Origin of the sequence: Actinoallomurus sp. CA-142502 (assembly GCF_050936355.1) — a bacterium.
In the GTDB taxonomy this organism is placed as follows: Bacteria; Actinomycetota; Actinomycetes; order Streptosporangiales; family Streptosporangiaceae; genus Actinoallomurus; species Actinoallomurus iriomotensis.
In genome coordinates, this window is record NZ_JBNJMY010000001.1 from 979,816 (window position 1) to 997,414 (window position 17,599).

Below are 17,599 nucleotides of genomic sequence, written 5' to 3' on the forward strand. Positions count from 1 at the left end.
CGGTAAGACGTACATCTACACGCTCTACGACTCCGCCGAGACACCGGCCCTGATCAACGAGGTCTTCGACCGGTACCGCGCGGAGCTCTCCTCGGCGACCACGGATCTCGATCGGCTGATCGCGATCGGCCGGCTGGTCCGCACCTTGCACGTCCTGCACCCGTACGCCGACGGAAACGGCCGGCTCAACCTCTACGTGTTGTTGCCGGACCTGCTCCTGCGGCACGGTTTCCACCCCGTGATCAGCGACAACCTCCACGCGCTCTTCAACGGCGGCTACGCCCTCCCGCAGATCGCCGCCGAGCTCCTGCACGGACAGCCCCAGCCGCTGCGGCTGCGGGGCGGTGGGCTGCGCGGCGGGTCGCGTGACACCGGGATCGACCCGATCGAGGCGAACCGGCCGATCGGCCACGAGCTGACCGTCGGGGAACCCCGCTACGGCGGCCTCTCCCTCCGGTCCGCCGATGAGGTGCCGACGTACACCGGCAAGGCCGCCGAGCGCTGGCACACCTACACGCGTACGTCCGCGGGGCGCTCCGCGCCGCTGCGCTACCAGGTCAGCGAGACGGGGCTGATCAGCCTCCCGGACGGCCGGCTCCTGTCCGCCGACGGCTGGGTGCGGTTCGGCGACGACTTCGTGCACGTCCCGACCGGCGCGTTCCTGCGCGGTGACAGCGGCTGGATCGGCCAGGTGGCCAACGCCGAGGAACTGGTCGCGCTGCTGGAGTCGCCGGACGTCGAGGCCGTTCCGTACACGGTCGCCGCCGGTGAGTCGGGCATCTACCTGAAACCCACCTGGGCGGAGGGCGAGCCGGCGGTCCACATCCCACTGGCGGACCCGGCCGCCGCCACGGCCGCGCGCATCGCGTGGCGCTGGTCGGAGAACGGTCAGCGCATTCTGGCGAACGGTGCGAACAGCACGAACGGGTTCCGGGTGCCGCCCGCGGTGGCGCGGCGCACCGGCAAGGGCTTCGGCGGCGAGCCGATGACCATCCACGACCTGCCCGAGGGGGAGTCCGAGGGCCCGGCGCGGCGTCCGGGCGCCGGTACCGGCGGCGACCCCATGACCATCCACGACCTGCCCGAGGGAGAGGTGCCGAGCGTACGGCCGGGCATGGGCACCGGCAGCGACCCGATGACCATCCACGACCCGCCGACCCCCGAGCGACCGGCGAAGGTCACCCATCCGTTCGACGGGAACGGGCAGGCGCTCGGCGCCGGTGACGGGCGAGGCCAGGGCATCCCTGGGCTGAGCAACGAGGACCGCGCGACGGCCAGGGCGAAACGTCTGGCGCTCGGGAATCCGGCGGTCAAGCCGGTCCGGGCGCAGACCCCGCCCAAGATCACCTTCCTGCGCGACGTCACCGAGACGACGACGGGGACGGGTGGAGGCGACCGCCGGTCCGGGGGGACGCTCCAGAACCGTTCCGGCAGCGGCAGCACGACACTGCTCGAACAGCCCGTACGGCACACCGACGGCGCCACTCCCGCCGAGACCCGTACGGAGCCGCCCACCGACACGTCCCGGCCGGCCGAGTCCCTCCTCGCCGAACCGGCCGTCGAGCCCGGTGACCACACGCCCGCCGTCGAGCGGCCGCTCACCGAGCCACCGGTCACCGAGCCGTCGGTCACCGAGCCGGTCCGGCAGCCGGAGGACACGACGCCCGTCACCGAGCCGCACGGTGCGGACGAGGACGGCATCGCGCCTTCCGAAACCGCGGCACCCGAGACCGCGCCTCCCGAAACGGCGCCGCCCGCTCCGGCGCCTCGCGTGCGGCCCCGGCCGGCGGACGCGCTGCGCCGGGCCCGTACCGAGCTGGACGCGCTGCCGGAGGAGCGCCGTACCCAGGCGATGCGCGACGCGGACATCCTCCTGCGCCACATCACCGGGCGGGCGCCCTCGCAGGAGCCGGGCGGGCTGATGAACACGCCGCTGGGCCGGGCGCGGGTGCTGGTGGCCGCCGAGATCGCCCGCTCGGGCCGGGCGGCCGGGTACCGGGAGGCGGAGTGGCTGGCGCGGGACCCGGCGGTACGGGACCCGGCCAGCGCGCGGTCACTGCCGGTGCTGCGGCTCGGACCGGAGGCGGCGATCGGGCGAGCGCAGGCGCGGCTGGACGGCCTGCCGGAGGATCGGCGCGCCGAGGCGCTGGCCGACGCGGATGTGCTGCTGGGGGATCTGGTCGGTCGGGTGCCTTCGCAGGAGCCGGGTGGGCTGCTGGGTTCGCCGTTGGGGCGGGCGCGGGTGCTGGTGGCGGCGGAGTCGGCGGTGGCGGGGCGCGCGGCGGGTGAGTCCCTGGCGCGGCGGTTGGCGCGGGATCCGGCGGTGCGGGGTCCGGCTCCGGCCGTGCCGGTGCTGCGACTCCATCCGGAGGACATGATCGGCCGGGCTCAGGCGCGGCTGGACGAGCTGCCGGAGGATCGGCGCGCCGAGGCGCTGGCGCAGGCGGATGTGCTGCTGGGGGATCTGGTCGGTCGGGTGCCTTCGCAGGAGCCGGGTGGGCTGCTGGGTTCGCCGTTGGGGCGGGCGCGGGTGCTGGTGGCGGCGGAGTCGGCGGTGGCGGGGCGCGCGGCGGGTGAGTCCCTGGCGCGGCGGTTGGCGCGGGATCCGGCGGTGCGGGGTCCGGCTCCGGCCGCGCCGGTGCTGCGGCTCGGGCCGGACGCCGCGGTCGACCGCGCCCGGACACGCCTGGACGGGCTGCCGGACGACCGTCGCGCCCAGGTCCTGGACGAGGCCGACGCGGTGGTCGGCGACCTGATCGGGCTTCCCCGGCCGGCCGAGGGGGACGGGGAGCACGTCACGCCGGAGGCGCGGCTCAGGACGCTGGTCGCGGCCGAGATCGCCGACTCCGGCCGGGCCGCCGGTGAGGCGCTCGCGCGCCGCATGGCGCCGCGCCTGGACACGCTGACGGTTCCGTTCCAGCCGGACGTGCGTGTCTTCGCCGACCAGAACCGGATCGACGTCGCGCGCTCCACGCTGACCGCGATCCGGAAGGACTCCGAGCAGCGCCACGCGCAGCTGCTCAACGAGGCCCGGCTGATCGTCCAGGAGCTGGCCGGGGCGTTCCCGTCCCAGACCGCCCTGCGCGGGCAGTCCCGGCTGCTGACCGCGACCATGCTGTTGATCGCCGCGGAGATCCCCTGGGCCGGGCACGCGGCGGCCCGGCGGCTCGCCGCCGACGTCCTCGGCATCCCCCGCGCGCTCCGGCCGCGCGCCGCGACGCGGCTCCTGCGCGGTCTCGCGAACGCCGCCCGGCACGACCCCGAGCGGGCCCGGCAGACGCTGGACCTGCTCTCCGAGGGCCGAGTGGGGCAGCTCCTGGAGGAGACCGACCACATCATCCGGACGGCGATCACCCATCCGTCGAGCGGGCCGGCCCGCGGGCGGGCGCCGCGTGAGTGGCGGCTGCTCGTCGCCGCCGAGATCGCCCGGTCCGGCTCGGTGGCGGGCGAGAGGTTCGCGCGTGGCCTGGTCGCGGACGCTCCTCTGCCGCCCCCGCCTCGCCGGGCGACGCCGAAGCGGGTGCGGTTCGCCGACGAGGAGCGGCCTGTCGAGACCGTCGAGCTCCCGGCCGAGAACCAGACCGAACCCCCGACCGCGCTCCAGACCGAGCCAGAGCCGCTGCCGGAGGTCGAGACCGAGCGCCCGCCCGCCTACGAAGCCGGCTCCTACGGCCCCGAAGAGGGCGAGTCCGTCCTCGAGGAGTTCGAACCCGACGACCTCGGTCCCGTCACCGAGGGCGAGGAACTCCCGGCGTACGGCTCCATCGGGGACTCGTTCGCCGAGAAGGCGCCTCAGATCACCCCGAAGCCCGGCGGCCCGCCGGTCATGCCGATCGACGAAGTGATCGACCAGACCACGGCGGAGACGCACGAGGGCGGCGTCGTCGCGATCCGGCTGCCGGGTGTGCCGGACTTCGACGCCAAGACGCTCGCCCGGCTCGCGAAGCTCCGCCTCGACGACACGGTCTTCGTCTTCGGCAGCATGGAGGACGGCCGGATCGTGCACGACGGCCAGGAGGTTCCGGTCGTCGCGGTGGCGTTGGCGATCATGCAGAAGGCCCCGGGTCTGTCGCCGTTCCTGCTGATGAAGGACGGCACGACGATGGCCAGGGAGCTGTCGGACGTCACGAACGAGCCGGTCATCGCCTCCCGGTACGAGGCGAAGCTGGACGAGAAGACCGGCGACCTGGTGCCGCGCCGCCCGGACGGCGAGCCCGGCGACCGGCTGGAGCAGGAGGAGTGGTTCCAGCTCTTCGCCCTCGGGGAGGAGACCAAGCCGTTCTCGCCGGGGCTGTTCGCCGGAGAACAGGAGAGGTCCTCCCAGGAGGAAGGGCGGCCCGCCCCGGAGACCGAGCCGACGATCAAGGTGCCGGACCCGACGCCCAAGAAGCTGGAGCCGGAGGGCCCGCCCGAGCCGGAGGAGCCGCCGCAGCCCCCGGAGACCGGCACGCTGCCGGTGATGACGCCGGCCGACCTGGACCCGATGATCCGCTCGATCGGCGTGCCGCGCACGGGCCTGCCGCAGATGGACGAGCTGATGAAGCTGGTCCGGCAGGAGCTGGACCAGGCCGGCGCGCACTACACCGAGAGCCAGTTCAACCTGCTCCCGCACCGGCTGCTGTCGAACTACCCGTACCTGATCGGCACCGACTCCGACACCGGCACGCGGGGCCTGCAGGTGCCGATCGGCGACGCCGAGCTGCTGTTCAGCCTCGACCCCCAGGACCCGCACACGCTGACCAACCCGGCGGGCTCCACGATGGCGGCGTCGGACCTGCCGCTGGTCGAGGGCGACCACAAGGCCACCGGCACGATCAACTCGGTGTTCGCGACCGGCGCGCACACCCAGACCCAGTCCGGGCAGACGGGCGCGACGCGCGGCGCGCTGGCGCTGACCTTCGGCATCGGCGCGACGCCCTTCGTGCTGCAGATGGTCAAGATCGGCGCCACGCTGACCGGGACCGCCAACCAGTCGAACCGCTCCAGCACCCTCATCACCGACGCCGAAGGCGGCCACGTCGAGGACAACCGGTCCGAGTCCAAGCTGATCGCCTACACCGCGCGCTGGTCGTTCAAGGTACGGACCGACCCGGACCAGAGCTGGACCAAGACGCCGGTCCACAAGCTCGCCGTCGACGAGACCGACGAGCGGCTGCTGCTGTGGATCCCCGACCACTACCTGGACAAGGCGCCCGACCAGGTCACCGCGACCGGACCGCGCGTACGGGACAAGGAGATCCCGGCGTACTACTTCGCCTCCGGGATGACGAACCTGCCCCGGCTGTTCGACGAGATCGTCGCGTCGCTCCGCACAAGCGGGATGAGGCTACCGCTCGGCAGCCTGACGCGCCGCGAGCTGCTCCAGAAGCTGTGGAACCTGAACATGCATCTGGACGCGGCCGTGAACAACAAGTCCGGCTACCACTTCGACCTGCACAACCGGTTCGGGCGGCCGGTCGCGAAGATCACCATCCGGTCCGAGCGCCTGGCCGACGTACGGCGCGTCGGCACGACCAGCGACAAGTCGCACATCGAGAACGTCCGGACCGCCATCGACGGCATCAGCGGCAGCCACACGATCACCAACACGAGCAGCCTGACCCTGCCGTACGTGGAATTCGACCTGGCGCCGATCCCCGGCAACCCGGATGTCGGTCTCGGCTTCTCGGGCGGGCTGACCTACACCTCCACGAACACCAACACGATCTCCGGGGCGCGGACCGGCCTGAACGTCCTCGTGCCGCGTGACGTCACGCAGACCTCCGCGTACCGGGTCTGGTTCTCTCACCGCGCCACCGTGAGCGTGCGCGGCGGCACCAAGACGCGGGCGGCGCGGACGACCAGGCCCGTACGGGGGCACGCGCTGGTCCGGATGCCGGAGCGGACGGCCTTCGAGTACGGCTTCCCCATCGACCGCTCGGCGCTGAGGCAGGCGCCCAAGAAGGGCGAGACCACCGTCCCGTTCGTCGACGACGCCGTCCGCAGCTCCGACCGGCCGGAGAGCGACCCGGCGAAGCGGCGGTTCCCGCAGTGGGTCAACGAGGGCAAGGGCGTCGGCACCGGCCTGGTGATGGTGTCCCCGGAGACCGTCCAGCGGATCCGGGACGCGATCTCACCCATCCTGCGCCGCGAGGGCTTCCTGCCGAAGGACGACGACGACCCCTTCGCCGACTACACCTGGTACGCCCACGGCAACAAGACCGACAGCCAGGTCGACAACCTCGGGCTGTTCGACAAGATGGTCTCCAGTCGCGGCCTGGACTCCCACTATGACGAGACCCAGCAGGACGGCATGACCTTCACGCTCCGCAAGCGGCGGGGCGGCGTGGGCATCGACTGGGACACCGACACCGTCGAGATCACGATCAAGGGGAGGCCGGACGCCGAGCGCCCGCCGGTCTTCCTGCGCACGACGAAGAACTTCCACACGGTCAACCTGGCGATGGGCATGGACAGCGCCGGGATGGCCTTCAGCCACTCGCGGAAGATCTCCGTCGGGTTCAAGGCGCGGGGGCTGTTCCAGGCGCTCAAGGCCGCCGTCATGGGCATCGAGTACCAGCGGAGCGTCGGCGCCACGGACGCGCTGAACTACCTCACCAACATGCCCGACCTGCGGGAGACCGGCGAACGCGTCCGGGTGGCCCGCGTCACCAACGACTACACGGTCCACCTGAAGTTCCAGCATTCGGGGCGGCAGGGCCGGGTCCGCCAGGGCCGGCGCGATCCGGCGCCGATCGAGGTCAAGGGCGGGACCGCCGAGCTGTACGTGCTGCCGCTCGGCACCGACATCGGCGACACGCTGAAGGGCCCCATCCCGGCGAGCGTGCTCGACCAGGGCGTCGTCTTCTTCCTGGACACCACGGGCGCCCGCGAGGCGGTGCAGGCGCTCGGCCGGCTGACCGACCCGGCCGGGTCGGCCGCGGCCGACCGGAACACCTTCGCGGGCAACATCGAGATGCGCGCGCACATGAAGGAGATCCTGAAGGGCGAGTACACCACGGACCGCCCGTTCGAGTCGGGTATCCTCCGCGACCGGCTCGGCGCGATGGACATCCGGGGCACGCTCGGCGACATCACGTTCGCCGGCATCTCCGACGACCCGGCCGTCCTGGGCCTGATCAAGCTGGGGCTGGCCGAGTCCAAGATCACCGACACCGGCTCCCACGGCCTGACCTGGGACCAGCTCGACCTCGCCGGGGGCGGCGAGGTGGGGAACGCCTCGTTGACCGGCGAGAACGACCTCAACCGGCACTGGCAGCACAACCTTTCGCGCTCCAGCGGGCGCGTCGGCGGCGACGAGCGCCTCCAGCTCAGCTTCGAGCGCGAGCTGGCCTTCATCACCACGGTGAACTTCGAGGTCCGCAGCCGCCTGGAGAAGCACGCCAAGCTGCTGCCCACCGGCCGGCAGCACCACACGGAGCGCATGACCCCGCGGCTGATGGCGTTCGCGCTGCCCGAGACCGAGGCGCTCGCGCTCTACGCCCAGGGGCACCTGCCGCTGTCCGACCGCTACCTGCGGGACATGTTCCGCCGCGTGCAGACCGGCAGCCTCAAGCTGAGCGGGAACCTCGCCGCCAGTGTGCTGACGCGCTGGCAGGGGGACCTGACACACCAGGTGCGCACCGCCAAGTTCGCCCAGACGCTGGCCCGCCGGCACCGCCTGGGCGCGGCCCGCATCCAGGACGACCAGGTCCTCGCCGACTTCAACCGGGTCTTCGGCCACGATCTTGGCGCGGCCCACGAGCCGTCCACGTGGTCCCGGCCGCCCGCCCACGTCACCGCGTACACCCGGGGCCGCCGCCCGCTGTCGGAGCAGCAGGTCGCCACGGTGCTGCGGCAGTGGCTGGACGGCGACCTGCGGATGCGCGGAGACGTGGTGGCGCGCGTGCTACTGCGCTCGTTCCGGGACCGGCCGGCGCCGTCGAAGGAGCTCCAGGTCTGGCGGGCGCGGGCGGTGCGCACCCTGGCCCGCCTGCACGGCGACGGCGTGGCCCCGATCCTGAACGGCCGGCTGCGGCACGAGTTCAACGCCGCCTTCGGCACCGGGCTCGCCCACGCCACCGTCCCGGACACCCCGCCCGCGCCGCCCGCACCGCCGGCGGACGTCAAGGCGTACGCGGAGGGCGGCGCGCGGCTCACGAACCAGCGGCTGACCGAGGTGCTGAACGGCTGGCAGAGCGGCCGGCTCCCGTTGAGCGACGACCTGATGGCGCGCGTTCTCATCCGACGTCATGAGGAGACCCCCGAGGTGCGGGTCCGCCCGGCGACGTTCGCCCGCAGCCTCGCGCGGCTGCACCGTACGGGCGAGGCCCAGATCATGGACCCGACGGTCCGGACGAACTTCGACAACGCGTTCGGGCAGCACCTCGGCGACCCGTTCGACCCGTTCGAGACCCCGGTGATGCCGTCGGACCTGCTCGCGTACACCGAGGGCCGGGCCACGCTGACGAACGAACGGCTGGCCGAGCTGCTCCAGGAGTGGCGCGACGGCGACCGCCGGCTGAGCGGGAACGTGGTCGCGCTGGCCCTGATGCGCTGGTACGACGAGGTCCCCGAGACGCCCGCCGGGCTGTCGACACGACGCGCGCCGCTGGTCGTCGCCCTGGTCGAACGGCACGGGGAGGGCGCGACGCCGATCACCTCCCTGTCGGTCCGCGAGCAGTTCAACACGGCCTTCAAGCAGAAGCTCTCGCACCCGAGGCTGCCCTTCGACCGGATGGTGCTGCCGGAGTACCTCACCCGGGACGACCCGGGCGGGCGGCACCTCGGTCACGCCGGCATCGACGACCTCACCTACGACAACGGCCGGACCACCTACGAGAACGTCCGGCGGCTGGTCGAGCAGGTGGCGCCGGGCATGCTGGCGGCCGGCGCGGAGGTCTGGGACCGCAAGGGCCGCGTGATCGGCCGGATGCAGGGCGGCGTGGACGCGCTGGAGGGGATCTTCGCGCACGGGCGCGACCAGGCGATCTGGGGAGAGCTGCTCGGCGAGGAGGGCTACTCCTTCTACCTGGTCAACCCGGTCGGCTGGCTCCTGACCGACGTGGTGGAGATCAACCTGCGGGACGAACTGGTCTCGGTGCCCGAGGTGCTCGACTACCGGCGGAACCGCGGTCTGGAGGTCTACTCCCACGGGTACATCGGCAGCGCGGAGTCCCGGTCCCGCGACGGGTCGCAGGCGTGGATGTTCGCCAAGCTCTCCTCGGGCGGAGGCAAGGGCGCCGGCTCCGGCGATCTGAAGGCGTCCGAGGGACACCACCGCGCGCTGACCCACGCGGAGAACGCCGTCAGCGAGCAGACCGTCTACGACTGGGCGAACCACTACGCCGTACGGCTCCGGCACCGGCTCACGGTGGACGTCCGGCACGTCAAGATGTCCGGCCGCCCGCTGAACAACCTGCTGCTGCGCGGGTTCAAGAAGTGGACGGGCTTCCGCCGGACCGCGCGCGGCACTTTCGACGGCGCGCTAGATGTACAGATCCCGCACGCCCTGGCCGAGGCGGGCCCGATCTTCGGCCCGAGCCCGGTACGCGACCTGCTCCCGCTCCCGGCCCTGCCGCGCAACGCGTTCGTCTCCGGCGTGATCGTGAACGGCATCCGCCGCATCGGGGACGGGATGCTCACCGAGCTGTTCGGCCCGAGCTGGTACGAGAAGGTCCTCGGTGCCAGGGCCGCCGACACCGACGTGCTGAAGAGCCTGTCTCTGCCCGTGCTGCTGTCGCGGTCGCACCTGGCGAACCACATCTGGGAGGCGACGGGCGGCGCTCGCTACGAGTTCCCCGAGGACCTGTTCGTCGCCGGCGAGTCCGGTGACCGCGCCAAGATGTGGCTCGAGGGCGACCTGTTCGACGCGCAGGTCATCGGCCGCATGGTCGACGGCACCGGCACCGGCCGCTACATCAAGCACCAGAGCGGCACCACCGCGACCAGCAGTTCCGACCACGTCCGGACCATCGGCGAGTACTCCGCCACCGCCACCGACAAGCTCAATCCGCAGCCCGCGGCGCCCGAAGGCGCTCCGCCGCAGCGCCCGGACCACAACTGGTCGCTGACCGACCCGGGCAGCCGCAACACGTCGGCCAACCAGAACAGTGCCGGGACCGAGAACTACCGGCGTGAGCAGCACGCCAAGGAGCAGGGCGCGACGCTGCTGATCCGGATGCGCGGCCAGTTCCGGCTGGGCGCGCAGAAGACGTCGCGCACGTTCTTCCACGACCCGAAGCCGGTCGGCGCGGAGGTCCACAGCGACCCGTTCACCGGCGACGTGTACGTGCTGATGTTCGAGGCGCAGTACCGGACCTTCCTCGCCGACAAGGCCGCGAACGAGGAGGCGGCGCGGCGGAAACTGGAGGAGCGGGTCGACCCGCAGGCGTGGGCGGGGCTGCGCGGCGCGCCGACGGTCGCCCTGACGCCGCTGCTGACCCGCGCGGCGGCGCTCCACTACACGGCCGGGCGCGCCCACCACCACCTGGTGCATCACCTGCGGGAGGACGGCCGGGCGGGCGGACCGCTGGTGCTCACGCACGGGCAGAGCGCACGGATCGCGACCTACCGGGCGATCCGCCAGTGGTCCACCGACACCCTGGGCGCGGCGGCCCGGGCCGGGGCGGACGCCGACGGCGCCGCGCGGCGCGCGATCGACGCCCGGCGCCTGGCGCTGCGAGGCACCGCCGGTGACCCCGAGCGCGCGCTGGCGCTGCTCGAGAGCCGGGAGCGCGGCGGGACCCTGCCGGCCGGCACACGGGTCGCGGACCTGACCCGTGCCCTGGACGACGAGATCACCAGGATCATCAACGAGGTCAACGACGTCCACGCTCTCCGCCCGGACAACACGGTCGGCGCCCCGGCGGCGCTCCCGCCGGAGGTGGCGCTGCTCGGCGTGGACCCGGTCGACCTCGCCCGCGACATCGCGCACGAGCTCGTCTCCCACGTACGGGTGGACGTCGAGGAGGCGGACGGGACGACGCGCTCGCGCTGGGTGGACCCGAGCGGCCGGATCCACGTCTTCGACCCCTCGTCCGGCGCGCGCACCACGCTGTCCGCCGACGACGCGACGCGCGCCGGTCTCTGGCACGACAGCACGCGCGCCACCGCCGCCGCCCACGGGTTCGACGCGGCCCGGCTCGCGGAGTTCTACCGGACCTCCTGGTCGCACCAGCGGACCTTCGAGCAGTCCGTGCTCGCCGAGGCCGCCGTCCGGCTGGAGAACATGAGGACGGAGAACGCGGCGCTCCCGGGGCTCTTCCACCGGGCCGTGGAGGCGGCGACGGCCTGGGTGCCGATCGTCCGCCGTATCGGCGACGAGGACGCCCGGCTCGCCCGCGCGATCGCCACGGCGCAGGCGGAGGTCGACGACCTTCAGGCCCGGCTCCGGCCGTTGCGGGAGCGGGAACGGCAGATCCTGGCCGAGCAGCGCGAACGGCGGGCCCGGCAGGGGCCGCCGAGCGAGGCGGACCGGCGGATCGAGGAGGCCGCGCAGGCGGAGCTGACGCGGTTGCGCGGGCAGATCACCCCGCTCGAGAACAGCCTGGCGGCCCCGCAGGCGCGGGTGCGCGAGCTGACGGAGCGGCAGGAGCCGATCAGCCGGGAGTTCGAGTACACCCGCAGGCAGCTCGCGGCGGTCGAGGGACTGCTCGCCGACCTGCGCGCCATCGGGCAGGGCCGGCCGCTCACCCAGCGGGCGGCCCACACCGCCGAGGAGATCACGGCCGCCGACGAGCTGCTGCGCGACTCGGAGCTGGAGCTGGACGAGCGGCGCACGCGCCTCGCGTACCGGCCACGCGACGTGACCGACCTGCCGGCCGCGATCGACGGCCTGCACGCCACGCTTCTCACCGCCGGGCGAGGCGCGCTCGCGCTCGTCGTCACCGCCGACGGCGCGGGCACCGGCGGGCGGTTCATCGTGGTCAACGACCAGGGCCGGATCCGCTGGTTCGAGACGGACTCCGGGCTGCCGGTGGAGCCGCCCCGGCAGGCCACGCGCCTGTACTCCCTGGACCTGGACGGCGCCGGCCGGCTCATCGCCCCACCCGCCGAACTGCGCGACTCGACACCCGCGGCACGGTCGTTCGCCGCGATCCGCGACCTGGCGCTCATCGCGCTCGAACCGCAGGTGCCCGCCCACATGGTCGCCCCGTCCGCGCGGGCGTCGGTGCGGGAACGGCTGGCGACCGGGCGTGGGCCGACAACGCTCGAACAGGCGCTGGACGCGTTCGAGGACGGGCTCGCCGCACGGGACGATCGGCTCAACCGGCTGGCGGGCGCGCCGGAGCGGCGTCTCGTGAGCCTGCTGACGGCGGCGCGCGACGGCGTTCCCCACGACGCGCACCTCTACCGCAACGAAGAGGGACAGCACGCCGTCGGTCCGGACGGGCTGACGACGCCGGGCTGGACGCGGGTGGGCCCGGTGGCCGACTTCCGGCCGCTCTTCTGGCTCATGCGGAGCGGGCGGGACCAGGTGCCGAGCGTCCAGGACATCGCGCGGGCCGGCGGCCTGGGCGCGGCGGCGCGGTACCTGTCCGCCGCGGGTCCGGCACGGGCCGAGCGCGTACGGGAGATGTTCGACGGCCGGCCGGGCAGGGAGGCGGAGTCGGTCGACCGGCTGCCGGACGACCTGCCGGAGAACACCTGGATCTGGTTCTCCGGGCCGCAGGGCACCGGGACGGCGCTGGTCACCGCCGACGGCCATCGCGTCCTCCTCACCGGGCGGAGCACGACCCGCCTGGTGCCGGCCGGGGCGATGACGCGGGCGCTGGGCACCGAACCCCACGAGATCGTCGTCGGCCGGCCCGTCGCGGTCCGCGAGGCGGGGCCGGTCACGCCGAAGGCCCTCACGAGCAAGATCACTGGCACCACCCGGCCGGCGCGGTCCGGCAACGAGACCCGGTCCGGCAAGAGTTCGGGCAAGGACGTGGCCCGTTCGCGGTCGCTGCGCGTCACCGTGGACAGCCCGCTGCCGGCCGACGCCCACCTGTACGTCGCCGCCGACGGCCGGTACCGCGTCGCCGCGCCCGGCCTCACCGAGCACGGCTGGACCGACCAGGGGGCGCTCGCCTCGTACGCCTCCGTCTCGTGGCTGGTCCACGGCGGTGCGGAGCGGGCCCGGCCCCTGGCCGACCTCCTGCGGGACGAGATGGACACCGCGGTCGGCTTCCTCACCGAGACCGCCGTGCTGAAGGAGGACGCCGAGACGGTCCGGTCGCTGCTGGCGCGATTCACCGGACGGCCCGTCGAGCTGACCACGACCCTTCCCGACACGCTGCCCGCGGGGACGCTCGTCCACTTCACCGGTCCGACAGGGACGGGCGCCGCGGTGGCCCTGGCCGAGGGCCGCTTCCGTCACCTGGCGGCGGGCGGCGCGACCAGTGTGTCGGTGGGGCGCGGCGGGCTGGCGGACGTCGCCGACGGACGGCACACCTTCGTGATCGCCCGCCCGGCCGAGAGCGCGGCACTCGGCGAGAAGGCGGCGAGCACGGCCGGGACCGCGCAGGACTTCGACGAGCGGCGGCTGAACGACGTGCTCCGCGCCCGCAACCTGCGGGCCGTCAACGTCCTCGGCGACGGGAACTGCTTCTACTCCAGCCTGATCGTCATCGCCCGCCCGTACCTGGCCCGGCACATCCCGGAGCTGGCGCGCGCCCGGACCCGCCTGGAGGAGGTCCAGGCGCTGCGGAACTGGCTGGCGGACCGGCTGAGGGCCGACTTCGCGGCGGCGAACCAGGGCCTGCCGTCGCGGTACGCCGCCTTCTTCCACACCGTCGACCGGCGGTCGATCCAGCGTCAGCAGGACGATCTGGTGCGGCAGATCCGGGACATGGGCGAGTGGGACGACCAGGCGGGCGACCTCGTCGCGCACCTGGCGGCCTACGAACTCGGCCTGCGGATCACGCTGATCCAGGACCGGTACGTCCAGACGCTGGGCCCGCAGGGAGTCGCGGAGATCAGCTTCATCCGCCGGCCCGATCACTTCATGGGCGCGGAGAGCACCCTGCCGAACCCGCCGGCGGTCCCGTGGCACCGATTCACGCCGTTGCCTCCGACATCCTCCAGGGTCGCGGGCCCGCAGTTCGCGCGCCAGGTCGGCTGGCTCGACCGGCGGCAGGCACGCGCGGTGAGCGCCCTCAGGCGGATCGCGAACGGCCGTCCGGGGCCGGAACGCGGCGCGCTCAACCGCCAGGTCGCCTCGCTGATCGCCCGGTTCCGCCAGGGGTTCGACGCGGGACGCCTGCCCCGCGACGTCCCGGTGTACGCGCGGGCACAGCGGCGGCTCGACATCATGAGCAGCGCGGTCAGGGACCTGGAGAACCTCCTCCAACGACACGGAGGAACACCGGCGGGCTCGTCGGCCACGGCGTCGCCGGCCCAGGGCGTGCGGGCCCGGGCGACGGACTACCTCCTCACGGAGGTCAACTCACGGCTGCGCGACCTCGGCGGGCACTGGCTGGTCGGCCAGGTCGACCGGGGACAGATCGAGGAGGCGCTGCGCGACCTGCCCCCGGGCGGCTCTGCCGCTCCCGGCGGTCTGGCCGACGCCATCGTCCGCCTGATGGCGGGCGCGCCGCCGCGGCAGCGGGGCGTGGGGAGAGACGCCGTCGAGTCGACGCCCCTGGAGACCGACCCCGGCGGCGGCGTGGTGAGGCGCGGCTACGGCACGAAGACCCCGTACGAGCCGCAACAGGATCCGCGGACGTACGAGCAGCCGCCACCGGGTTTCACGCCGGTGTTCACCCAGAGCGTCTTCCGCCATGGCTCGCGCGCCGCGGCGAGCAGCAGGGACGGGGACCAGATCCTGCGGCTGTGGGACCTGGCCGCCGGCGAAGGCGCCCTCACCCGGGACGGCGAGGAGTTCGGCCCGAAGGTACGGTCGCTGCTCCACGCGATGGAGAACATCGGGTACGGCAACCTCAGCGGCCGGGGCAGGCGGGAACTGCGGGACGCGGCGGCGCGGATGCGCGAGCGCCTTCCCGGACTGTTCACGAAGATCGCCGAGGGGTCCGGGCGGATCGAGGTCGTCAACTCGGGCAAGGGCCGGACGATCGAGAGCGGCGACGTCTTCACCGGCGCGCTCACCGCCGACGACCCGGCCCTGCGGCCACTCGTCGGCCCGGCCAGGACCGACCGCGACCTGCTCCACTTCCAGAAGTCCGCGGGGAGTGCCGACTACCGGACCTTCCTCGCCAACGACGAGCGCCTCGCGGCCCGGCTTCAGGAGGTCAGGGACCAGCCGGCCATCCGTGACGCGGCTCGCGGCGTGCTGCTGAAGATCTTCACCCCCGACTTCGTGGATCGGATCTTCGCCGAGGAGTTCTCCTCGATCGGCACCGGTCTCGACGCGGCCCGGGCGGTGTACGAGCTCTACAGCATCGCTCCAGGGATGAGCGACGAGGGCGCCTGGCACCTGGAGCGGTACGTCGCTCCGCACGACGCGTCCTGGTTGGCCTACCTGAGTGACGCGACCACCTTCTACCGCAGAGGGCCGGGCTTCGCGGACAGCGACATCACGTACAACCTGGCGAACGTCCTGCTCGACGACTTCTTCGCGCAGATCGAGGCCAGGCGGGTGGGGACCAGCGACGTGGGCGCCGCACTGCGCTTCGCCCACGCGCAGACGATCGTCCCGTTCGCCGCCCTGCTGGGCCTGCCGGGCAGCGAGAGGCCGGCGACGGCGGAGCGGCCGTACACCTACGCCGACAACCCCTGGCGGGGCGAGTCCGTGTCGCCGATGGCCGCGAACATCCAGTGGGACGTGTTCCAGAACGGCGACAGGTACCTCGTGCGGATGCTCCACAACGAGAGGGAGGTCGCCTTCCCACCGGGCGTCCGGCCGATCGCGGAGAACAGCAGGTTCTACGACCTGGACGAGCTGCGGCGCCACTACGGACGCGACTTCCACCGGCCCACGCGTGACGCCGGCAAGGACCCGGCACGCCTCTACTCGGCCCCCAGCACGCTGGCGAACGACGCGGCCGGCACATCCCGCTTCGAGGCCGAATACGCCGAGACCGTCGCGGAGTTCCCCATCGTGATCCGTGACGAGTGGTGGACGGTGTGGGGGCAGGGGTCGGAGGATCCGGAGCTGCGGGTGTTCGTCGCGGAGAGCCCGGCGCTGGGCGGGCTACGCGGACAGTACGACGCGGAGGCTCCTAGGGCGGGCCGGGTCAGCGACGGCGAGGGGCGGCTCTACGACGAGGGCCCCGCGTGGAACTGGTATCTGCCGGGGCGCTCGGCCGTGGTGGCCTCCTCCCGGCCGGAGACCTACAAGGATCCGAGTGCGCCAGAGGGCGCCGGGGCGCCGCGCAACCGCCGGATCCGGTATCCCGTCAGCGGCCGTCCTGCCCTCGATCCGATCGTCACCGCCGCGTGGCCCAAGGTGTTCGCCTCCGGCCTGCCGCACGCGATGATGTGGCGCAGCGACGGCTCCCCCCTGTACAAGTTCAGCAAGGAGAGGCCGGAGACGGTCCTTCGCCCCGGCGGCGGCCTGTTCCCCAAGGGCGCTCGACTGGGGCACCTGATCGATCACGTGTACAACAGTCCCGAGGACACCGGGTACCTGAGCACGTCGCGGAGCCGGAACTACCTGCGTGACTCGGCGTTGAACGACCCGGCCACGGCCGGATTGCTCTTCGACAGGTACCGATACCGCTACGACGTGGACCTGCCTGGTGGGATCGACGTCAACGCGACGCTCGGCATCGCGTCGCCGTTCCCCGACCAGGAGGAGGTCGCCTTCCCCGGCGGCATCCACGTGCGGTTCATCCGCGGCGTACAGCCGTTGCGCGACGGCTCGCCCACCGGCGAATACATCCACAACCCCTACTTCGACCCCTCGACCACGGAGCCCGCACGCCTCCATGCGGCCCCCGGCACGCCACCGAGGTCCGACGCGGCGACCTTCGTGCCCAAGGACGCCTCGCCCGAGGACCTGGTCCGCATCCGGTACCTGGACGAGTCTCTCCGGTACGAGGAGCGGCTCGCCGACTACCTGGCCGAGGACCCGCGGGTCAACGAGTACATCGGCCGGCTCGTCCGGACCCTCTGGGAGCGCACGTCGGACGAGCGGCGCCCGATGTACGGCACGGACAAGGAGTGGGACGCCGGCCGGGTCGGGAAGTCCATCGAGGCGCTGCAACGGGTCGTCGACTCCGGCAACCTCCGTGAGCGGGTCACCTTCCTGTTCAACGGAGTGGCCAGCGGCATGCTCCCCGCGCTCCTGAAGGGGAGCGAGCTCATGGCTCCGGAGATCGAGGCCGAGCGCACGCAGCGCGCGAACACCCGGGCCCGCGACCACTACGAGGAGCGGCTCAGGGAGATCAACGCTTCGGACCTGTCGCCGGCCGAGAAGGAGGCGGCGATCGAGGAGGAGCAGAAGGTCCTCCGCACGCCACTGAAGGCGTCGCAGGTCCGGCCCCCGCTCAGCGAGGTCGAGAGGGCGCTGATCGGCGAGGGCGAGGACCTGCCGTGGATCCCGGCCAGCCACAACGAGGAGCTGCCGATCGCCACGAGCGCCTTCGCGCAGAGTTCGAAGGCGAACGGCGGCCTGGTGGACACCGGCACGTCGGGCTCGGCCTACAAGATCGCCTTCAACCTCAAGCGGATCACG

General features: G+C 73.0%; 1 protein-coding gene (cut by both window edges). It reads left to right on the plus strand.

This entire window lies inside a single protein-coding gene on the plus strand: locus ACQEV1_RS05010, encoding a scabin-related ADP-ribosyltransferase (RefSeq protein WP_433391736.1). The 76,503-nt coding sequence extends 25,406 nt beyond the window's left edge and 33,498 nt beyond its right edge, so the window shows coding positions 25,407-43,005 (codon 8,469, partial, through codon 14,335, complete); the first codon wholly inside the window starts at position 2. Both the start codon and the stop codon lie outside the window.